This is a genomic window from Granulicella rosea (genome assembly GCF_900188085.1).
Taxonomy (GTDB): domain Bacteria; phylum Acidobacteriota; class Terriglobia; order Terriglobales; family Acidobacteriaceae; genus Edaphobacter; species Edaphobacter rosea.
In genome coordinates this window covers 152,809-172,626 of sequence record NZ_FZOU01000007.1, presented here as the reverse complement: position 1 = coordinate 172,626, position 19,818 = coordinate 152,809, and the positions used below count along the sequence as shown (strand labels likewise).

Below are 19,818 nucleotides of genomic sequence, written 5' to 3'. Positions count from 1 at the left end.
GCCGTGCCCTTAAGCGAGACGTGTTGCGAGCCTTACTGAATGCGCGTGTGCTTGTAGCCCTCAGCGGCCAGCGCGGCCAGCAGGTCGTCGATCTGCTGGCGTCCGCGGGTCTCCATGGTGATGTCGATGGTCGTGTCGCCCAGGTTCACGCCGTAGTAGGCGCGGTTGTACATCGTGTCCACGATGTTGGCGCGGTGGCTGGCGATCAGCTTGGTCAGTTCGGCCAGCGCGCCGGGCTTGTCCAGCAGGTGGATGCGCAGGCGGATGAGGCGTCCATCCTGCACCAGGCCGCGTTCGATGATGCGCGCCAGCAGCGTGACGTCGATGTTGCCGCCGCAGACCAGCACGCCGGTGTGCGCGCCCTTGAGCGTGGTCTTCTGCTGTAGCAGCGCGGCCAGCGCGGTGGCGCCGGCACCCTCGGCGAGGGTCTTTTCGCGCTCCAGCAGGACGAGAATCGCGGCTGCGATCTCGTCCTCTTCGACCGTGACGATCTCGTCCACGTAGCGCGCGACCATGGGGTAGGTGACGGCGCCGGCCCGGCGCACGGCGATGCCGTCCGCGATGGTCGTCGCCGGGTGCGTGGTGATGGGTCCGCCGTGGCGGATCGCCGCCTCCATCGAGGGCAGGCGCGCGGTCTGCACGCCGATGACGCGGATATCGGGCCGCATCTCCTTGATCGCGCAGGCGATGCCGCCGATCAGGCCGCCGCCGCCGATGGGAATGACGATCGCCTCCATCTGCGGAATCTGTTCGAGCATCTCGAGCCCGATGGTGCCCTGTCCGGCCATGACGGCGGGGTCGTCGAAGGCATGGATAAGGGTCAGGCCCTGCTCGTCGCGCAGGCGGATGGCCTCGGCGTAGGCCTCGTCGTAGTTCGCGCCGAAGAGCACGACCTCCGCGCCGAAGCGCTGGGTCGCGGCGACCTTCACCAGCGGCGTCGCGACCGGCATGACGATGATGGAGCGGATGCCGCGCGCGGTCGAGTGATACGCCACGCCCTGCGCATGATTGCCGGCGCTGGCCGCGATGACGCCGCGCGCGGCCTCATCCCCGGTCAATAGAGTCAGCCGATTGAGAGCGCCGCGCTCCTTGAACGAGCCAGTCATCTGCAGGTTTTCGAGCTTCAGGTAGACGGTCTGGCCGGTGAGCTCGGAGAGGATCTCGGAGCGCGGGCAGGGCGAGTAGTAAATGTGCCCATCCAGCCGCGTGCGCGCCGCCTGTATGTCCTGCAGTCCGATTGCCAGCTCTGTCCGATTCGCTTCCAGTGAAGTGCTCATCTTCATAGGATAAATCCGCCAGCGCGGGCGGCGGGAAGAATCTGCCGCGTGGGCGATCGCATTGACGGTCGGGCGCGCGCTGGGTTCCGTTCCCGCCCGCCATCGAGAGCGGCGTCGCAGCATCTGAACGACTTATCCGGATCTACCGGCGCTGTTTTCTTTGCCGGCATCGCTCCACTTCGCCGCCAATGAGAAGATAATCATCTAAGCCCTTCAAGCCCTGGCCCACCGACTTCATGCGCGCACTTGTACTCTCCGACATCCACGGCAATCTCGAAGCGCTCGACGCGGTCCTCGAAGCGGCTGCCACCGACCCTTCCGGTTCCTGGGATGTCCTTTGGAATCTGGGCGATGTCGTTGGCTACGGAGCAAGTCCGAACCAGGTGGTGAACCGCATCCGGTCGCTCTCGTCGGTCGATGTACGGGGCAACCACGACCGCGTGAGTTGCGGGCTGACCTCGCCGAACGGCTTCAACCCGGTCGCGCGCAGCGCCGTCATGTGGACGCGCGGGGAGCTGACCGCCGAGAACACGCAGTGGCTCAAGGACATGCCGCAGGGGCCGATTCATCCCGCGGGCATGGACAACGAGGACGGCGTCACCTGCGTCCACGGCTCGCCGCTGAACGAGGACCAGTACATCCTGAACATGCGCGACGCGTGGGCGCCGCTGCAGCAGATGAAGACGCACATCACGTTCTTCGGCCACACGCACATCCAGGGCGGCTTCTCGCAGAAAGAGCATGACTGGCACGAACTGCGTCCGCGCTACCATACGCGCAGCGAGCGCGAGAGCTGGTCGCTGGCGCTGCCGCCGGGCACGCGTCACCTCATCAATCCCGGCTCCGTCGGCCAGCCGCGCGACTGGGACTGGCGCGCGGCGTACGCGGTCTACGATACGGAGCGCGCGGAGATCGCGTACCACCGCATCCCGTACGACGTGGTCGCTTCGCAGGGGCGCATCCTGATGGCCGGCCTGCCGGAGAGGCTGGCGGCCCGCCTGCGGGAAGGACGTTAGACGCTCAGGTCGCCATCCCGTCAAAGCGTGTGATTCTGAGCGTAGCGAAGAACCTGCTTCTCGTTTTTCCCGCCACGAAAGCCATCGACAAACCCAAACTTTCCCATACACTTACCTCAGCCCCACCACACAAATTCACTGCTCCTGACAGCCCATGTCCGCCTGCCTCGAGTGTTCGATCACCTGCACGTTTTTGCGATTGAAGACTTCAGACCGAGGGATAAACGTATGGCGCTTTCACGCCGCGACTTTCTTACGCGCGTTGGGCAGGCTGGTGGATACAGCGCTGCATTTCTGAGCATGCAGGGACTTGGGCTGATGCCCGCGAAGGCCGAGGCGCCGATCGCGCTCAACGCCGCGCCCGGCTCCGGCAAGGGTACGAAGGTGGTCATCCTCGGCGGCGGCATCGCCGGGCTGGTAGCGGCGTACGAGATGCGCGAGCTGGGCTACGAGGTCACCGTGCTCGAAGCTCGCGCGCGGCCCGGCGGACGCAACTGGACCGTGCGGACCGGCGACAAGATCAAGTTCACCGACGGCACGGAGCAGACCTGCGCCTGGGATGCGGGCCACTACCAAAACTTCGGCCCCGCGCGCCTGCCTTCGATCCACCGGACGATCCTGGGCTACTGCAAGAAGCTCGGCGTGCAGCTGGAGGTCGAGGTGAACACCTCGCGTTCCAGCTTCCTGCAGAACGACGCGGCCAACGGCGGCGCGCCGGTCATCCAGCGGCAGGCCATCAACGACACCCGCGGCCACGTCTCCGAGCTGCTGTTGAAGTGCATGAACGCCGGCGCGCTCGACGCCGAGATGACCAAAGAGGATCGCGAGCGGATGCTGGCCTTCCTGCGCATGTACGGGTCTTTGGATAACGCCGGCAAATACGCCGGCGGAGACCGCGCGGGCTACAAGGTCGAGCCCGGCGCGGGCGACCAGGTCGGCATCCCGTCGACGCCCATCGACATGCACACGCTGCTCGACGAGAACTTCTGGCAGGGCGTGCTGTTCGAGGAGACCTTCGACATGCAGGCGACCATGTTCCAGCCGGTCGGCGGCATGGACCGCATCCCCTTCGCCTTCGCCAAATCGCTCGGCGATATCGTCCAGTACAACGCGCCCGTGACCGAGATTCGCAAGACCTCCAGGGGCGTTCGCGTGGGCTACACCGTCGGCGGCGCGGCGAAGACGATCGAGGGCGACTACTGCATCTGCGCGCTGCCGCTGACGATGCTGCGCAAGATCCCGAACGACTTCGCCGCGCCATACAAGAAGGTGATCGAGGAGTGCAGCTACGCCGCGGCCTACAAGGTCGCGTGGGAGTCGCGCCGGTTCTGGGAGCAGGACTACAACATCTACGGCGGCCTGGAGTTCGTGATGAACGGCTGCAGCCCGATCTGGTTCCCCTCGGCCAACATGCATACGGAGCGCGGCGTGGTCGTCTCGGGCTACACGGACGAGAGCACCTCGCCCTTCGGCAAGCTGTCGATCCCGGAGAAGTTCGCCGAGTCGCGCAAGTCGATCGAGCGGCTGCATCCCGGCCACGGCAAGGAGCTCGAAAAGCCGATGTACGTCGGCTGGGGCAAAATTCCGTGGAACGAAGGCTCGTGGATTCGCTCGTACGACGCCAAGCCGACGCAGCCGCGTCCGGATGGCTCGACCTCGGCGCGCGGCATCAACAGCCCCGGCTACGAGACACTCATCCAGCCCGATGGCCCGATCTACTTCACCGGCTGCCATGTAAGCCACATCGTCGCATGGCAGGAGGGCGCGGCGCTCAGCTCGCTGCGAGCGGTCAAAATGATCTCGGAGAAGGTGAAGCTGGCGAAGCTCGCCTCGCAGGCCGGGAGCGCCGTCGCCGTCTAGCCCTTGCTTTTGTCTTTGCCCCTTTGTTTTTGTCTTTGCCCCTTTGTTTTTCATTCCCGAAGGGAATCTGCTTCTGTCTTTGTCCTTCAGTCCCGGCACGACACAACCCGCACCAAGGAGAACCGCATGAAGCTCTCGAACGCTATCCTCGCCGCCGCCCTCGTACTCTCGCCGTCGTTTGCTACGGCGCAAACCACGGTCAAGCACATCCAGACCGAGAAGGCCGCCATCGCCACCGGCGTCTGGGTGGGCGACACCTACTATCTCTCGGGCCAGCTTGCCGACCCCGTCACCCCGGGCGACCCGGCCAAGAAGACCGCTCCGGTCTACGCGACCGACACCAAGACGCAGGCTGCAAGCGTCTTCGCGAAGATCCAGAAGGCGCTGCAGGATCAGGGCCTGGACATGAAGGATGTGGTCAAGATGACGGTCTTTCTCGGCCCCGACCCCACCACGGGCAAGCTCGACTTCGCCGGCATGCAGGGCGAATACCTGAAGTACTTCGGCACGGCGACGCAGCCGAACAAGCCTGCCCGTTCGGCCTTCCAGGTCGCCGCGCTGGCCGCGCCGTGGGCTCTGCTGGAGATCGAAGTGATCGCGGTGAAGAGCAAGTAACGAGCTTCGCAAGGAAGACACGTCTGGCCGTCTTATGCAAGAACAGGCTGCTTAAGGGCACGGCTTCAGCCGTGCCGCAGCAGCCTGCTTTTGCATTGCGGCTTCAGCCGCTGAGGTACGTCTTCTTAATGAAATTGGCGTATAGCCACACCGAAGCCGGAACCGTACCTCAGCCGCTAAAGCCGCGTCGTTCCCAATCTCACACGGCACGGCTGAGGCCGTGCCCTTAACACGAGCATGATCATGAGCCGGCGCTCCGACACTCGGCCTTAGTTGTAAACGACCTTGCGCGTGCCCCGCACGATCCGCCCCAGGATGCAGTGGCGTTCGTTCGCGCGGTTCAGGATCGCCTTCGCCTTGGTGATCTTCTCGGCGGGGATCACGGCGATCAGGCCGATGCCCATGTTGAAGGTGCGCATCATCTCTTCCTCGGTCACCGAGCCCAGCTCGCGCAGGTGTTCGAAGAGCGGCGGCACGGTCCACGAGGCGAGGTCGACGACCGCGTCCATGCCCTTCGGCAGGATGCGCGGCAGGTTTTCGGTGATGCCGCCGCCGGTGATGTGAGCCATGCCCGCGACCAGGCCGCCAGCCGTAAGTTTTTTGATCACAGAGAGATAGCTGCGATGCGTGCGCATCAGCGCGGCGCCCGTCTTGTCCTTCAGCTCGTTCACATACTGGTCCGGACCGTAGCCGGCGACCTCGAAGAGCAGCTTGCGCGCCAGCGAGTAGCCGTTCGTGTGCAGGCCGTTCGAAGGCAGGCCCAGCAGCACGTCGCCGATCTCGATGCCCGCGCCGGTGATGATGTCCGGCCGGTTGACCGCGCCGATGATCGTGCCGGCCAGATCGTACTCGCCGTCGGCGTAGAAGCCGGGCATCTGGGCGGTTTCGCCGCCGATGAGCGCGCAGCCATTCGCCTTGCAGGCCTCGGACAGGCCGCGCACGACCGTCTCGACGACGTCGTTTTCGAGCTTGCCGGTGGCGAGGTAGTCCAGGAAGAAGAGCGGCGTCGCGCCCTGCACGGCGATGTCGTTCACGCAGTGGTTGACCAGGTCCGCGCCCACGGTATGGTGGATGCCGAGTTCGAAGGCGACCTTCAGCTTGGTGCCCACGCCGTCCGCGCTCGAGACCAGCACGGGCTCGGGAAACTTGACGAGGTCGAGCGCGAAGAGGCCGCCGAAGCCGCCGATCTCGCTCAAAACCTGCTTGTTGAAGGTCTTGCGCGCCAGCATCTTGATGCGCTGCTTCGCACGGTCGCCCGAGGTGATGTCCACGCCGGCGTCGGCGTAGCTGACGGGTGTCTTGGCGGCCTTCGGTTCGGCTGCCGCATTCTCAGGCTCACCGGCTTTGGGGGTGCTGGGGGGAAGATCGTGCAACATGGGCTCCAGTAATTCCAAGAAAAGCTTGGAACTTCAGTCTAGCAGGGGGTTTTTCCACGCCATGTGAATTCAGGCCGACGCCGTCTCGGCGACCGGGCCGGGAGGGAGAAAATCGAAGGGCAGAAACAGGATGAAGACCGTGCCCGCGCCGCCCGGCGCCCGGCGGCTGCGCACGCGCAGCGAACCGCGATGCCGGGCGACGATCTCCTGGCTGACCCACAGGCCCAGCCCCGTGCCGCCGATGCCCTTGGTGGTGAAAAAAGGGTCGAAGATGCGGCGCGCGGTTGCGGCGCTCATGCCCGCGCCGGTGTCGGCGACGGTGATGGCGAGGCCACGCTCTCCGCTCTTCCACGCCGTCGTCTCGCGGCTGCGCACCAGCAACCGGCCGCCCTGCGGCATGGCGTCGATGGCGTTGCCGAAGAGGTTGTTCAAGACCTGGCGAATCTCCCCGTCGAAGCACAGTACGGGCCGCTGGGCGCGTTTGCGCTTCTCCACCCGCACGCTGGAGTTCACCAGCCGGCCCTGGTAGATCGTCAGCACGCTGCCGATCAGATCCTCGCAGGCGCTCAGCACGGGCCTTGTGGATTGCTTGTGGAAACGCAGCGTCTGATTCGCGATCACGGCCACCCGCTGCAGCTCCTGGTCGGCCATGTCGAGGTAGGACCGGGTATCGCGGTCTTCCGCCGTCAGCCGCGCCAGGTAGAGCAGGTTCATCACCGACTCCAGCGGATTGTTGATCTCGTGCGCGATCGACGACGCCAGCCGGCCCACCGCGGCCAGCTTCTCGCTCTGCATCAGCGCCGTTTCGGCGTGGTGGCGCTCCGTGACGTCCAGCGTCACGCCGATCATCTTCGTGGGCCGGTCTTCCCGGTCGCGCACCGTTCTGCCGTTCGCGATCACCCAGTGGACGCTCTCGTCCGGCCACAGGATGCGGTACTCGTGGCGATAGTCGGTTCCGGTTTCGACCGCGCGGTCGACCTCCCGCTGCAGGCTCTCGCGGTCTTCGGGGTGTACGCACTGGAGGAAGTAGTCGTAGGTCAGCTCGTCTTCGGGCGCAACGCCATAGTTCGCCTTGCACTGCGCGGAGCAGAGAATCTGCTCCGTCGTCAGATCGAGCTCCCAACTGCCGAGCTTCGCTGTATCGACCGCGATGCGCAGCCGCTCTTCGCTGGCCCGCACGATCTCTTCGTTCCGCCGCCGGTCGGTGATGTCGAAGGCGACGCCAGGGAAACGGACCGGCGCGCCATCGACCGCGAAGATGCAGCGGCCCACGGCGCAGACCCAGCGGGAGGAGCCATCCGGTTGCAGCAGACGGTACTCCTCGCGAAACCGTTCGCCTGTGCGCATGGCCGCGGCGATGCCGCTCGCGACGCGGTCCGCGTCCTCCGGGTGGATGTTGCGTTGAAACTCCGCGATGCGGATGCCGTTGCGCGCCTGCTCCTCGTCCACGCTGTAAAGCTGCGCGAAGCCGCTGTCGGCGTAGACCTTATCGGTGACGATGTCCCAGTCCCAGGCGCCGACGCCGCTGGCCGCGTCGAGCGCCATGCGCAGGCGATCCTCGCTCCGGCGCAGCGCCTCCTGCGCCTGGAGCCGTTCGGTCACGTCCAACCCGTGGACGATCACCCCCACCACGCGTCCCTCGGCGTCGCGGTCCGGAATGTGCGAGACCTCGAGGTGGCGGACGCCGTCGAGGGTGTGCATCGGGGTCTCGAATCGCTGCGTCTCGCCGGCCAGCGCGGCGCGCAGATAGCGCCCCACCCGTTCGAACGATGGGCCGACCACCTCGGCGACGAGCCGGCCCACAATCTGACCGGAAGACAGGCCGAACTGCTGCTCGTACATCCGGTTCGCCATGCGGTAGCGCAGGTCGGGGCCGACGTAGGCGATGTAGGTCGGGAGCGTATCCGCGATCTTGCGCAGCCGGACCTCGTCCGATTCGTCGGACAATCTCTGGTGGAACGGCTGCATCGACTCGGCCCCGGTTGTCACCGTAACATTCTACGCGCCATGGCTTTCCGGCATCCGCGCGGCATTCCATATACTCAATCCATGCCGTCGAACGAACCTACCGCCCGCGTCACGACCCAATCCCGAGCGCTGCAGCAGCGCGCCGCCCGCCTGTTGCCTGGCGGCGTCGACTCGCCCGTCCGCGCCTTCCTCGCCGTGGGCGGAGACCCGCCGTTCGTCACGCACGCCAAGGGCGCCTACCTGTGGGACGCCGACGGCAACCGTTACCTCGACTTCTTCGGCTCCTGGGGGCCGATGATCCTCGGCCACGCCTTCGAGCCGGTGGTCGAGGCGATCCAGCAGGCGGCGGCGCGCGGCGCCAGCTTCGGCGCATCGCACGCCGGCGAGGCGAACCTCGCCGAACTGGTCACGCGCTGCTTCCCGTCCATCCAGAAGCTGCGCTTCGTCAGCTCCGGCACCGAGGCCTGCATGTCGGCCATACGGCTGGCGCGCGGCTTCACCGGCCGCAAGTTCGTCGTCAAGTTCGAGGGCTGCTACCACGGCCACGCCGACGCGCTGCTGGTCAAGGCCGGCTCGGGCATCGCCACGCTCGGCATCCCCGGCTCGGCCGGCGTGCCGGAAGAGACCGCGATGCACACGCTCGCGCTGCCTTACAACGACCTGACGGCGGTCGAGCTGGCGTTCGAGAATCACCCGGAGCAGATCGCCTGCATCATCCTCGAACCGGTCGTCGGCAACGCCGGAACGATCGCGCCCGCGCCGGGCTTTCTTTCGGAGCTGCGCCGCCTCTGCACGCAACACGGCGCGCTGCTGATCGTCGACGAGGTGATGACCGGCTTCCGGCTCTCGCTCGGCGGCGCGCAGCAGATGTACGGAGTGCAGGCGGACATCACCACGCTGGGCAAGATCGTCGGCGGCGGCCTGCCCTGCGGCGTCTTCGGCGGACGCGCGGAGATCATGGACTACCTGGCGCCGCTCGGGCCGGTCTACCAGGCGGGCACGCTCAGCGGCAACCCGCTGGCCATGGCCGCCGGCATCGCGACGCTCGAACACCTCATCCAGCATGAAGGCGAGGTCTACGGCGGGCTGGAACGCGTGACCGCGCACATCGCCGACGGCGTCGCCAGCATCGCGCATGCCGCGGGGATTCCGCTGACGACCAACCGCGTCGGCTCGATGTTTACGTGGTTCTTCACGGACCAGCCGGTGACGGACTTCGCCTCCGCCGCGACGTCGGACACGAAGGCGTTCGCACGCTTCCATCGCGCGATGCTCGAGGCCGGAGTGTGGCTGCCGCCAAGCCAGTACGAGGCTGCTTTTATCTCGACCGCGCATAGGGATGTGGAGATCGGGCTGGCGCTCGACGCGGCACGGCACGCGCTGCGGTAATGTCGGGGTGAATCCTCACACCCGCCGAGAATGACGAGCGTTTGTGCGAGGGTATGGAGATGCGGAGACTGCTCACGCGTCCTTCGGCGGCTCGGTGACGGTGAGCAGATAATCTTCCAGCCTTTGCCCACGCCGGTGTTCGAAGGTTTCCGGCATCACCTCGAACCTCTCCATGCGGTCGATGCGGAAGACGCGGAAGCCGTGGCGCAGCTCGCACCACGTCGCCACGGTCCACGCGCTGCGCCAGCAGTAGAGCGCCAGCGGACGCACCGTTCGGGCGCGGGTGGCGTGGCCGTCCTCGCGGACGTAGTCGAAGCGCAGCGGATGCCGCTGAATGCAGGCCTCGTGGATGACGTCCAGCCGCTCCCGCACGTTCTTTGGGATGTAAAAGTCCGGCGCGAAGAAGAGGATCGAGTCCAGCCGCTCGCGCATCTCGGTCGAAAGCACCGCCTCGATGCGGCCCAGCGCGGAGTGCGCCGCGGCCGCGCTCTCCGCACCGCCCAGCGCCTGCACCAGACGCGCGCCGAGCACCAGCGCCGTCAGCTCCTGACGGGTAAACATCAGCGGCGGCAGGTCGAAGTCGCGGCGCAGGGTGTAGCCCACGCCGGCCTCGCCTTCGACCGGCGTGCCCGACAGTTGCAGCTCGCGGATATCGCGGTAGATGCTGCGGGTCGAAACCTCGAGTTTTTCGGCCAGCTTCTGCGCCGTGAGCAGGCGCCCGGAGCGGAGAAGCTGGACGATTCGGAAGAGCCGGTCGGCGCGACGCATATGGGCAGTGTAGTGAGAAAAGGCATGAATAGCCTCAGTTTTGAAAGGGCAGGACTTCAGTCCTGCCAAAGAAGCGAAACGATGTCGCGGCTTTAGCCGCTGAGGGAATTTTGACCGGAAGGCAGCTTCGGGGGCTCAAATATTCCCTCAGCGGCTGAAGCCGCCCTGCATAGCTGGGGTTGTGGCGGGACTGAAGTCCCGCCCTTTCAATGCGCTCTTACCGGCTGTGCAGAGCAACGCGATTTCCCTCGGTATCCTTCAGGATGACCTCAAACCCGAAGCCGCCGGGGATCTCCGCGTAGGGTTTGAGCACCTCGCCGCCGTTCGGCTCGATGCGCTTTTCGGCTTCGTCGAGCTTCTGGCAGGCGAGGTAGATCAGCGCGCCGTCGGCGCTCGGCTTCAGCTCCGGCGACTGGATGAGCGCGCCGCCGATGCCGGGCTGCGCATACGGGAAGACGGCCATGGGATAGCCATAGGTGGCTCGGTGCATCTTCGTGCAGGCGAGCAGCGCCTCGTAGAAGGTGGTGGCGCGGTCGAGGTCCGTGGTGGGAATCTCGAACCAGTGGATGGCGTTGGCGGCGGGGTTTTCGCTCATGTCGTGCTCCTCAAAATCTCGGTAACGTTGTGACCTGAAGTGAGGATAGGCAGGGGCTGCTGACAGCATGGTGTCAGCAGGGTTCGATGGGAGGATAGAATCGAAGGAAGATGAAAGAGTGGTTTCGAGCGTTTTTCAATCCGCCTGCTGCTGAAAACAGGCTTCCCTGGCGGATGTTCTGGGTCGGCTTCGCGGCGCGCGTCATCTTCCTGACCGCCGCGCATAAGTACCGCATCCGCATCCACCTGGACCACTTCGAGTTCGGCTGGGAGATGGGCCGGGTGGCGCGCGCGCTGGTCACCGGCTACGGCTACTCCGACCCCTTCAACGGCCACTCCGGCCCGACGGCCTGGGTGCCGCCGGCGTATCCGCTGCTGCTGGCCGGCATCTTCAAGCTCTTCGGCGTCTACTCGACGCTCTCGGCGTGGGTGGCGCTCACGGTCAACAGCCTGTTCTCGGCGGCCATCGCGCCCGCCGTGTATGAGATCGCCTGGCGCTGCTTCGGACGCAATGCCCGCGGGTTGAAGGTTGCGCTCTGGTCCGGCTGGCTGTGGGCGCTGTATCCCGCGGCGATGCAGTACGCCGTGCACTGGATCTGGGAGATGTCGCTGACGGCGTTCCTCTTCGCGTGGATCTTCGTCATGGCGCTGCGCATACGCGGCGTCGGCGAGACCGGCGCGGTGGAGGCAGGCCAGACCGTGAACCAGACCGCCGGCCGCTGGATCGTCTTCGGCGCCGGCTGGGGTCTCATCGCGCTCTCGAACAGCTCGCTGCTGCTCTTTCTGCCCGCATGCGCCATCTGGATGCTGTGGGACGTGCTGCGCGCCGGACGTATCGGCCTGGCGCTGCGCAACGCCGTGCTTTCGGGCGTCGTCTGCATCGCGGTCGTCAGCCCCTGGGTCGTGCGCAACTGGTACGCCTTCCACGCCTTCGTGCCTCTGCGCTCGAACTTCGGCGCGGAGATGTACGAGGCGACCCTGCCCGCCAACCACGGCTTCCCCTGGGCCGCGACCCTGCCCATGGCGGAGACGCATCCCTCGTTCGTGCGCTATCGCCAACTGGGCGAACTCGCCTACAGCAAGGAGCAGGGCGTGAAGGCGAATCGCCAGATCAAGGCCGACCCCGGCCTCTGGGTCGCGCACATCGTCCAGCGCGTCTACTTCTTCTGGTTCAGCGTGCCGCACCCGATCGACCACCTCTTCGAGGAGTTCCTGCGCGTGCTGAACTACGGCTGGATCAGCGTTGCCTCGCTGCTCGGGCTGGCGCTGGCGATCCGGCAGCGGATTCCCGCCGCATGGCTCTTCTTCTGGGCCTTCGCGCTGGCGCCGATGATCTACTACTTCGTGACGGTGCAGGCGCGCTTCCGCCATCCGCTGGAGCCGCTGATGACCGTGCTGATCGTCTACCTCTTCCAGTCCGCCGAGACACGCAGGCAGAAGGTGCAGGCATGAGGCGCGTGCTCGTCACCGGAGGCTCAGGCTTCTTCGGCGGCATCCTGAAGCGCAGACTGCTCGCCGCCGGATACGCCGTCGTCAACATCGACCTGGTCGCCGACGTGGACACGTTGCCCAACCTCGTCAGCCACCAGGGCGACATCCGCGACGCGGCCTTGCTGGCGCGGGTGTTTGCGGATGGCCAGTTCGAAGCTGTCTTCCACTGCGCCGCCATGCTCGCGCACGACACCATCTCCGAGGACGAGCTCTGGAGCTCGAACGTCGACGGCACGCGCCGCATCGCCGAGGCCTGCCGCGCGGCGGGCGTCTCGCGGCTGGTCTTCATCTCGTCCAACTGCCTGTGGGCCAGCAACCTGGGCCACGAGGTCGCGGAGGACGAGCCGCCGGCGCCGGTCGAGCTCTACGGCCGCTCGAAGCTCGAAGGCGAGCGCGTGCTGGCCGAGTTCCCCGACCTCGCCGTGGTCACCATCCGCTGCCCGACCATTATCGACGGCGGACGGCTGGGCCTGCTGGCGATTCTCTTCGAGTTCATCCTCGACGGCAAGCGCGTGTGGGTGGTCGGCGACGGGCAGAACCGCTACCAGTTCATCTACGCGCAGGACCTTGCGACGGCGTGTATTCAGACGCTCGGCTACGAGGGCTCGGACCTTTTCCATATCGGCTCGGAGAATGTCGTCTCGCTGCGCCGGGTGTACGAGGCGATCATCGCCGCCGCGGGCACGAAGGCGCGCGTCGCCGAGCTGCCCAAGGCGCCGACCATCGCGGCCATGAAGCTCGCGCACACGCTGCGCATCTCGCCGCTGGGGCCGTACCACTACCGCATGATCGCGGAGGACTTCATCTTCGACACGCGCCGCATCCGCGAGCGTCTGGGCTGGCGGCCGACCCTGACCAACGAGCAGATGATGGTCGAGGCCTTCCGCTACTACGCCGCGGGCCGCAAGGAGATTCACGCGCGCACGGATGTTTCGGCCCACTCCAAACCGGCAGCGATGGGCGTGATCCGGCTGCTGAAGTGGATCTCGTAGAGCCGAGCACGGGGATATAGAGCATCCGCCAGGAATGCTCGTCATCCTGAGCGCAGCGAAGGACCCCCGTATTTCGTCTTTGCCTTTGCTCGTTCCCGTCTGCTCCAACAACGCCACGCGGGTTTGCGTCCATGCGGGCAGGAACAGCGTCTGTAGAGGTGGAGAACGCAGTTCATGAAGTCACGCCGGTACATCCTTGCCGCACTTGCCTTACTCGGCTCCCTGAGTCTGCACGCCGCCGCCAGCCGCCCGTATACGATGCTCTACGTCTTCGGCGACAGCTACTCGGACACCGGCGCGGGCTTCGTCGACTCCGACGGACCCACCGCGGTCGCCTACCTGGCCGAGCGCCTGCATATCCCCTTCACCTACTTCGGCGATTCGAACAGCAAGGGCAAGGGGCTGAACTTCTCCGTCAGCGGCGGCAAGACCGGCGAGGGCGAAGGCCACGGCCCGCGCGGCGCCTTCTTCGGACGCGGCCTGCGCAACCAGGTCGACGACTTCGCCGCGCTCGTGAGGTCCGGCAAGGTGAAGTTCGATCCGGCCCAGACCATGTTCTACTTCGCCGGCGGACTCAACGATCGCGGCTCGGCCGAAGGCTACACCGTGACGAACATCGAAGGCGAGATCGAGACCCTCTACGCACTCGGCGCGCGCCGGTTCGAGGTCGCGCTGCTGCCGGTGGCGATCCCCGTCTTCGCCACCGCCGGGACGCAGTTCAACCCGGGGCTCGCGGGCATTCCGGCCGAGATGCGCGCCCGTCACCCGGACATCCAGATCGCCAACAGCCAGTGGGGTCCGTACTTCGACGAGGTGATGACGCATCCGGCGAAGTATGGCATCACCGAGACCGTCTCGCCCTGCGTGGCGCCCGGCGCGTTCCTGGGCTCGAACATCTGCGCCACACCGGCGACGCATTATTACTACTACTCCGCGCACCCCTCCACCGCCGTCCACAAGGCCGTGGGAGAGATGCTCTATCGGGAGGCGACCCAGTGACGCGAAGCCAACCAGCCAATAGAAGACGCTTCCTCTTCGGCCTTGTCTGGATCGTCCTGATCCTCGCCCTCTGGCAGCATGAGCGGTCCGCCTTCGCCCACTACGCCGGGGTGAAGGACCAGTTCGAGACCGTCGCCGAGGGACAATCGGAGGCCTCGGTCTACAGCCGCCTGGGCAAGCCGAGCTATCACGAGGGCCGTTGCGGCACGATCGCACGCATCTCCACCGGCTGCCAGGTGGAGTTTGTCTACGGCCACCCGTTCTCGCCGCTCACCGCCGACTACTTCATCGTGGAGTTCAACGGCGACCACGAGGTGATCGCCACCAGGCACTGGGTCTCGCCGTAGGACGCCTGAGCGTCTAAGCCAGCACCAGCTCCATAAACACATCCGCGCGCTTGTACTCCATCTTCGGCAGCCGCTCCGGCGGCACATGCTCGAAGCCGACCGACTCATACAGGTGCACCGCATTGGCGAGCTTCCTGCTGCTGCCCAGGAAGAGCTTCTTCGCGCCCAGCACGCGCGCCTGCGCGATGGTGTGTTCAATAAGCCTTCGCCCGAGTCCCAGTCCGCGATGGCCCGGCGTCACCGCCATCTTCGAGAGTTCGTAGACACCGTCGCCCATGGGCACCAGCGCGACGCAGCCGACCGTCTCGCCATCCAGATCCATCAGGTAGATCCGGCCGCCCTTGCGCAGAATCATGCGCTCCGGGTCGCCCAGCAAGGCGTTGTCAGCCGCCTCGAGCGAGAAGTAGCGGCTGATCCACTCCTCGTTCAGCGTGCGGAATGCGGTGGAGTCGTCGCCCGGCAACAGCGAGCGGATGGTGAGCTTCTGCGTCTGCATGTGGTCCCTCTTGCAATGAGTCTCCGCCTGCCCAAGCTGGAGCTTGCGACGCTGAAGGGCGAGTCGAGGCCGATCGTGCAGCGCTTCGCGGCCATGGCTCAGGCCCAGGGCTAAAGCCCTTCTCTTATTCGACTTTGAATTCATGGGGCTGAAGCCCCATGCTTCCACCGGAACTACTGCGGCGTCTGGTTGTAGAAGAACGTCCACCGGATATCGATGCTCGGCCCCGGAAACTCCTTCGGGAGCGGCGGGAAGGTTCCTTCGCTCGTGATCGCCGACCACGCCGCGCGGTTCAACGCCACGTCGCCGGAGGTCGTCTCCAGCGTCATCGAGCCGATCTTGCCGCCCGAAAGGATCGTCATCCGGATGGCCAGCACGCCGTGCTTCGAGATCGGCGGGTAGACCGACTCCGGAATCAGCGGCTGCCAGTTGCGGTAGATGTCCGACTTGGCGCGACGCATGTACGGGCCGAAGTCGACGCCCTGCGTATCGGTCAAGATTTCTGCGCCGGAGCCGAGCGGCGCGCGGCCGCCGCCTGAGATGTTCGGCGAATACGCCCCGCCGCCCGTCTGCTGGTTGCGCGCAGCCTCGCGCGCGGCCTGCTCGATCGCCTTGCCGGGAGACTGGTTCGGCTGCTGGAACGAAGGCCGCGGCGCGTCCACCATCGCCTGTTGCTGCGGTTGCGGCGCGGGTGCGGGCGTTGGGGGCGTCGGCGTGGGACGCGTATTCTGCGGCGGAGGCGGTTGTTGCGGCTGCTGCGGAGCCTGCGGTTGCGGTCTCTGCGGCTGCTGCGGCGCCTGCTGCTGCGGTTGCGGCGCGGGCGCGGGCTGCGGCGTATCGACCGGCGGCGCCGGCTTCGGCGTGGGCGGCGCGGGATGGCGCGCAAGCTCCTTCTGCAGATCCTTCGGCACGGAGAGGTTCGCCATCATGTTGCTCTCGTGCTCTTCCTTGATCGGCGCATTCGCGATCCGCGGGCCGTGCGGCAGCCAGCGCACTCCATAGACCGCGAGCCAGGTCAGGATGATGTAGACGAAGATCGAGATATAGATCGATTCGCGGAAGCGCGCGCGCGAACGCTCGTCGTCGAGCGTGTCGATCAGGTGAATGAGTTCGTGCTCCTCCAGCTCGCCGAAGCGTCCTGTGCGCAGCTTGATGGGCGCAGGTTTGTCCGACGGTGGCGGGGGCGGTACCGGGTTGGGCGGTGTCTCAAGTTCGGGCATCAGGCAGGGATCACGCTTCGGTCTGGATTCTGGAAGCCCAATTCTGGACTGGGTTGCCCGCTCGGAGCAGCCGTCCATCTCCTTGAGACGGACAGAGGGCTGCGAAAGTTTGCTGGCCGGGCCGTCGGGCGGAGAATCCTGTGGTGTCCGGTCTTCGCTGCGGCTCTTCCTATTTTCTCACTTTTTTGCTCAAGGGGTAGACTGGACGGGTGAATGTGACCTTTCGCAGTAACGTCAAAGTCGTCGTCCTGACGATCAGCGACCGGTGCGCCGCCGGCACGCAGGTGGATATCTCCGGCCCGAAGGTGGCCGAACTGCTGCGCGGCGCCGGGGCCGATACGCTCGAGATGCAGACGCTGCCGGACGAGTTCGGCGAGATCGTCCACGCGCTGCGCTTCCACGCGACCGAGGCGGAGCTGATCGTCACCACCGGAGGCACGGGCCTCGCGCCGCGCGACGTCACGCCCGAAGCCACCCAGACCGTCTGCGAGCGGATGGTGGACGGTCTGGCCGAGCGCATGCGCGCCGCCGGTCTGGCCCACACGCCCATGGCCCCGCTGAGCCGCGCCGTCTGCGGCACGATCAGCCGCGCCGGGGGCGGCGAGGCGCTCATCGTCAACCTGCCGGGCTCGCCCGCCGGCGCCGAGACGTCCCTGGCCGCGATCCTCGACATCCTGCCGCACGCGCTGGACCTGCTGGCCGGACGCACGGAGCATCAACCGGGAGCGTCTGCGTGAGGGCGTTGGCATTCGCGGCAAGGATTCCCTGGGCCAAGGTTGGCGGCTGGTTGCTGAAGGCAAAGATCTGGCTGATCGCGTTGTTGAAGCCGCTCGGCGTGTGGGGGCTGTGCGGCCTCGCCATCGTCGACTCGTCGTCGATTCCGCTGCCGTTCCTCGACCCGCTGGTGGTCAGCTATGGCGTGGGCGACCATAAACGCTTTCTGCTCTACAGCTTCATGGCGGCGCTGGGTTCGGCCATCGGCTCCATGCTGCCCTACTACCTGGGCCGCGCGGGCGGCGAGCTCTTTCTGCTGAAGCGCATCAATCGCGAGCGCTACGAGCAGCTCCGCGACCGATTCGAGAAGCAGGAGTTCCTCGCCATCATGCTGCCCGCGATGATGCCTCCGCCGATGCCGGTGAAGCTCTTCGAGCTGGCGGCGGGCGTCTTCGAGATGCGGCCGCTGTCGTACTTCCTGGCCATCTGTTCGGGCAAGTTCCTGCGCTTCGCGATCGAGTCGATCATCGTGATCATCTACGGCCCCGCGATCCTGCACACGGGCATGCAGGCCATCCACCGGCACGCCGGCTGGGTGATGACCGGCGTCGGCCTGCTGCTGTTGCTGCTGATCGTCTGGGTCATGCGCAAGAGCATGAGCAGCCGCAACCGGCGCGAGTCGCAGGGCGAGGATGAAGAAGAGGGCCTGGGGTAAGCCGGTCGCGCGCCCAACTCTCGCCACCACAGCCGCCGCATGATCGTGTCGCATCATTCCTTACGGTCCAAGTTCAATCCGATGAATCGGCTCTGAAGCTGCGCATCGAAGAGGGCCGCGCGCAACGTAGTCTGACTATGCGCCGCCGTCTCCCATGCCAACCTTCCAAGCCCAGATCGAAGCTGCCCACCCCACCGCGCGGGATATCGCACACCGGCGCTGGATCTACATCCCCTACGACCGCTACACCGACCGCGTCGGCCCGCTCGCCGAGCAGCCCGCCGCGGAGACCGGCATCGTCATCGTCGAGTCCACCGCCAAGGCGTTCCGCCGCCCGTATCACAAGAAGAAGCTGGTCGTGCTCATCTCCAACATGCGGCACTTCGCGCTGGAGCAGCAGGCTCGCGGCGTCTCCGTGCTGTATCACTTCTCGCCGCACAGCCACGGCCAGGCGCTGCTCGAACTACAGCGGAGCCGCCATCTGCCGCCGCTCACCTGCACCACGCCCGCCGAGCGCGAGCTGCGGCTCGACCTGCACTTCGCCCAGAAGAACGGCCTTCAGCTCAACATGGTCGAAGACCCCACGTGGGCCTCGACCACGGCGGATTTCACCGAGGTCTACGGCCCCTATACGGCGGGCAGATCCTACGTGATGGATCGCTTCTACCGGCGCATGCGGCAGAAGACCGGCGTCCTGATGCAGCATGCGAAGCCGGTCGGCGGCGAGTACACCTTCGACGCCGAGAATCGCAAGCCATTTCGCGATCAGGTGCCCGTGCCGGCGCCGCCGCGCTTCCCGCCGGACGAGATCACCGAAGAGGTCATCGCGATGGTCGACGAGACCTACGCCCACCACTTCGGCACGACCCGCAACTTCGACCTGCCCTGTACCCAGGCAGACGCGGAGCGCTTCTGGCGCTTCTTTCTTGACCACCAGCTCGTTCACTTCGGTCCGTTCGAAGACGCGATGCGCGACGATCACCTGCAGCTCTTTCATTCGAAGACCTCGGTGCTGCTGAATCTCGGCCGCCTGCTCGCCATGGACCTGATCCGCGACGTCGCAGAACGGGCTGCGTCCGGCGCCGCGCCGCTGGCCTCGTGCGAGGGCTTCATTCGTCAGGTGCTGGGCTGGCGGGAGTTCATGCGGCACATCCATGAGCAGACCCACGGCTACCGGCTGCTGAAAGATCACGTCCCGCAGGAGCCGCCGCGGCGCCCGCAGGAGAGTTCGCCCGACCGGACCGCGGAGGCCGCCGAAGCCTATGCGCCGTCCGGCAAAGCCGATCCCTACGCCGGCGCGCGGCCCTCGGCGCTGGGCGCGTCGCTGCCCCTGCCGGCGGTCTACTGGGGCGTGAAGTCCGGCCTGCACTGCATGGATACGGTCGTCGCGCAGGTGATCGAAGAGGGCTGGTCGCATCACATCACACGGCTGATGGTGCTCTCGAATCTCGCAACGCTCTGCGGCTTCTCTCCGCGCGAGCTGACGGACTGGTTCTGGTTCGCCTATGTCGACGCGTACGACTGGGTCGTTGAACCGAATGTGCTCGGCATGGCGACCTACGCCGACGGCGGCCTGACCGCGACCAAGCCGTACGTCTCGGGCGCTGCCTACATCCAGCGCATGTCGAACTTCTGCGGCCACTGCCAGTACGACCCGAAGAGGTCCACCGGCTCGGGTTCCTGCCCGTTCACCGCGCTCTACTGGACGTTTCTCGAACGCAACGAGCCGGTCCTCGAAGGCAACTTCCGCCTGAAGATTCCCTACGCCGCGCTGCACCGGAAGTCGAGCGAAGAGCTGGTGCAGCTACGCACACGCGCCGAGGAGGCCATCGCGCATCTTGCGAGCTTCAAGCGCCCGGAGTATGCAGATTAAAGCGCATGTGTCCGATCCATCGAACGACCACGGCGAGAGCTGTGAGCCGAGCAATTTTCTGGAAGATCCGGCTCGGATGTATACGGTTTTCAGGAGCGCGGTATACAC

18 protein-coding genes are annotated in these 19,818 nt (G+C 66.0%); 11 read left to right on the top strand and 7 right to left on the bottom strand.

Annotated features, from left to right (window positions below; genetic code table 11):
• Window positions 1–32 precede the first annotated feature (32 nt).
• A complete protein-coding gene (locus CHB87_RS17830) occupies window positions 33–1,277 on the bottom strand; it encodes a threonine ammonia-lyase (protein WP_089409891.1) in 1,245 nt (414 codons plus the stop codon).
• 236 nt (window positions 1,278–1,513) lie between these two features.
• On the opposite strand from CHB87_RS17830, the gene CHB87_RS17825 reads away from it, so the two are divergent.
• The 3 genes from CHB87_RS17825 to CHB87_RS17815 all read left to right on the top strand — a co-directional run bounded on the left by CHB87_RS17825 (window position 1,514) and on the right by CHB87_RS17815 (window position 4,768).
• Window positions 1,514–2,293, top strand: a complete 780-nt coding sequence (locus tag CHB87_RS17825; protein ID WP_089409787.1) for a metallophosphoesterase family protein — start codon at window positions 1,514–1,516, stop codon at window positions 2,291–2,293.
• A gap of 228 nt (window positions 2,294–2,521) precedes the next feature.
• Window positions 2,522–4,153, top strand: coding sequence for a flavin monoamine oxidase family protein (locus CHB87_RS17820; protein WP_089409786.1), 1,632 nt, complete (start codon window positions 2,522–2,524; stop codon window positions 4,151–4,153).
• Between the two features lie 126 nt (window positions 4,154–4,279).
• Window positions 4,280–4,768 carry a Rid family hydrolase gene (locus tag CHB87_RS17815; RefSeq protein ID WP_089409785.1) on the top strand — a complete coding sequence of 163 codons (489 nt, stop codon included), beginning with the start codon at window positions 4,280–4,282 and terminating at the stop codon, window positions 4,766–4,768.
• 269 nt (window positions 4,769–5,037) lie between these two features.
• Here the strand turns inward: CHB87_RS17815 and purM are convergent, their stop codons facing one another.
• Both purM and CHB87_RS17805 read right to left on the bottom strand, forming a co-directional pair.
• Entirely contained in the window at window positions 5,038–6,144 is a 1,107-nt protein-coding gene (gene purM / locus CHB87_RS17810) for a phosphoribosylformylglycinamidine cyclo-ligase (protein ID WP_089409784.1), read from the bottom strand.
• A 69-nt stretch (window positions 6,145–6,213) separates the two neighbouring features.
• Window positions 6,214–8,133: a PAS domain-containing protein gene (locus tag CHB87_RS17805; RefSeq protein ID WP_089409783.1), complete on the bottom strand. Its 1,920-nt coding sequence runs from the start codon at window positions 8,131–8,133 to the stop codon at window positions 6,214–6,216.
• A gap of 60 nt (window positions 8,134–8,193) precedes the next feature.
• Between CHB87_RS17805 and hemL the strand changes: the two genes are divergently transcribed.
• Window positions 8,194–9,501 carry a glutamate-1-semialdehyde 2,1-aminomutase gene (gene hemL / locus CHB87_RS17800; protein WP_089409782.1) on the top strand — a complete coding sequence of 436 codons (1,308 nt, stop codon included), beginning with the start codon at window positions 8,194–8,196 and terminating at the stop codon, window positions 9,499–9,501.
• Between the two features lie 72 nt (window positions 9,502–9,573).
• Here hemL and CHB87_RS17795 read toward each other — a convergent pair whose 3' ends face one another.
• Entirely contained in the window at window positions 9,574–10,269 is a 696-nt protein-coding gene (locus tag CHB87_RS17795; protein ID WP_089409781.1) for a helix-turn-helix transcriptional regulator, read from the bottom strand.
• 217 nt (window positions 10,270–10,486) lie between these two features.
• A complete protein-coding gene (locus tag CHB87_RS17790; protein ID WP_089409780.1) occupies window positions 10,487–10,864 on the bottom strand; it encodes a VOC family protein in 378 nt (125 codons plus the stop codon).
• Window positions 10,865–10,974: 110 nt separating this feature from the next.
• Here CHB87_RS17790 and CHB87_RS17785 point away from each other — a divergent pair, with 110 nt between their 5' ends.
• From CHB87_RS17785 to CHB87_RS17770, 4 genes are all read left to right on the top strand, one after another.
• Complete coding sequence (locus CHB87_RS17785) at window positions 10,975–12,315, top strand: glycosyltransferase family 39 protein (RefSeq protein ID WP_245818071.1); 1,341 nt, start codon at window positions 10,975–10,977, stop codon at window positions 12,313–12,315.
• Window positions 12,312–13,346: an NAD-dependent epimerase/dehydratase family protein gene (locus CHB87_RS17780; protein ID WP_089409778.1), complete on the top strand. Its 1,035-nt coding sequence runs from the start codon at window positions 12,312–12,314 to the stop codon at window positions 13,344–13,346. Before CHB87_RS17785 ends, CHB87_RS17780 begins: the two co-directional genes overlap by 4 nt.
• A gap of 174 nt (window positions 13,347–13,520) precedes the next feature.
• Window positions 13,521–14,345, top strand: coding sequence for an SGNH/GDSL hydrolase family protein (locus CHB87_RS17775; protein ID WP_245818070.1), 825 nt, complete (start codon window positions 13,521–13,523; stop codon window positions 14,343–14,345).
• Window positions 14,342–14,692, top strand: coding sequence for a hypothetical protein (locus tag CHB87_RS17770; RefSeq protein WP_089409777.1), 351 nt, complete (start codon window positions 14,342–14,344; stop codon window positions 14,690–14,692). Before CHB87_RS17775 ends, CHB87_RS17770 begins: the two co-directional genes overlap by 4 nt.
• 13 nt (window positions 14,693–14,705) lie before the next feature.
• Here the strand turns inward: CHB87_RS17770 and CHB87_RS17765 are convergent, their stop codons facing one another.
• Window positions 14,706–15,188, bottom strand: a complete 483-nt coding sequence (locus tag CHB87_RS17765) for a GNAT family N-acetyltransferase (RefSeq protein ID WP_089409776.1) — start codon at window positions 15,186–15,188, stop codon at window positions 14,706–14,708.
• A gap of 173 nt (window positions 15,189–15,361) precedes the next feature.
• Window positions 15,362–16,408 (bottom strand): cell envelope integrity protein TolA, encoded by a 1,047-nt coding sequence (gene tolA / locus CHB87_RS17760; RefSeq protein WP_089409775.1) that lies wholly within the window; start codon window positions 16,406–16,408, stop codon window positions 15,362–15,364.
• Window positions 16,409–16,623: 215 nt separating this feature from the next.
• Between tolA and CHB87_RS17755 the strand changes: the two genes are divergently transcribed.
• The 3 genes from CHB87_RS17755 to CHB87_RS17745 all read left to right on the top strand — a co-directional run bounded on the left by CHB87_RS17755 (window position 16,624) and on the right by CHB87_RS17745 (window position 19,710).
• Complete coding sequence (locus tag CHB87_RS17755) at window positions 16,624–17,145, top strand: MogA/MoaB family molybdenum cofactor biosynthesis protein (protein ID WP_342743584.1); 522 nt, start codon at window positions 16,624–16,626, stop codon at window positions 17,143–17,145.
• Window positions 17,142–17,837 carry a YqaA family protein gene (locus tag CHB87_RS17750; RefSeq protein ID WP_245818069.1) on the top strand — a complete coding sequence of 232 codons (696 nt, stop codon included), beginning with the start codon at window positions 17,142–17,144 and terminating at the stop codon, window positions 17,835–17,837. Before CHB87_RS17755 ends, CHB87_RS17750 begins: the two co-directional genes overlap by 4 nt.
• Before the next feature lie 154 nt (window positions 17,838–17,991).
• Window positions 17,992–19,710 (top strand): cryptochrome/photolyase family protein, encoded by a 1,719-nt coding sequence (locus CHB87_RS17745; protein WP_089409773.1) that lies wholly within the window; start codon window positions 17,992–17,994, stop codon window positions 19,708–19,710.
• The last annotated feature ends 108 nt before the right edge of the window (window positions 19,711–19,818 follow it).

Excerpts from the sequence above, each read along its gene's own strand:
- CHB87_RS17830 (WP_089409891.1), bottom strand. The coding sequence starts at position 1,277 with ATGAGCACTTCACTGGAAGCGAATCGGACAGAGCTGGCAATCGGACTG.
- CHB87_RS17825 (WP_089409787.1), top strand. The coding sequence starts at position 1,514 with ATGCGCGCACTTGTACTCTCCGACATCCACGGCAATCTCGAAGCGCTC.
- CHB87_RS17820 (WP_089409786.1), top strand. The coding sequence starts at position 2,522 with ATGGCGCTTTCACGCCGCGACTTTCTTACGCGCGTTGGGCAGGCTGGT.
- CHB87_RS17815 (WP_089409785.1), top strand. The coding sequence starts at position 4,280 with ATGAAGCTCTCGAACGCTATCCTCGCCGCCGCCCTCGTACTCTCGCCG.
- purM (WP_089409784.1), bottom strand. The coding sequence starts at position 6,144 with ATGTTGCACGATCTTCCCCCCAGCACCCCCAAAGCCGGTGAGCCTGAG.
- hemL (WP_089409782.1), top strand. The coding sequence starts at position 8,194 with ATGCCGTCGAACGAACCTACCGCCCGCGTCACGACCCAATCCCGAGCG.
- CHB87_RS17795 (WP_089409781.1), bottom strand. The coding sequence starts at position 10,269 with ATGCGTCGCGCCGACCGGCTCTTCCGAATCGTCCAGCTTCTCCGCTCC.
- CHB87_RS17790 (WP_089409780.1), bottom strand. The coding sequence starts at position 10,864 with ATGAGCGAAAACCCCGCCGCCAACGCCATCCACTGGTTCGAGATTCCC.
- CHB87_RS17785 (WP_245818071.1), top strand. The coding sequence starts at position 10,975 with ATGAAAGAGTGGTTTCGAGCGTTTTTCAATCCGCCTGCTGCTGAAAAC.
- CHB87_RS17780 (WP_089409778.1), top strand. The coding sequence starts at position 12,312 with ATGAGGCGCGTGCTCGTCACCGGAGGCTCAGGCTTCTTCGGCGGCATC.
- CHB87_RS17775 (WP_245818070.1), top strand. The coding sequence starts at position 13,521 with ATGAAGTCACGCCGGTACATCCTTGCCGCACTTGCCTTACTCGGCTCC.
- CHB87_RS17765 (WP_089409776.1), bottom strand. The coding sequence starts at position 15,188 with ATGCAGACGCAGAAGCTCACCATCCGCTCGCTGTTGCCGGGCGACGAC.
- tolA (WP_089409775.1), bottom strand. The coding sequence starts at position 16,408 with ATGCCCGAACTTGAGACACCGCCCAACCCGGTACCGCCCCCGCCACCG.
- CHB87_RS17745 (WP_089409773.1), top strand. The coding sequence starts at position 17,992 with ATGCCAACCTTCCAAGCCCAGATCGAAGCTGCCCACCCCACCGCGCGG.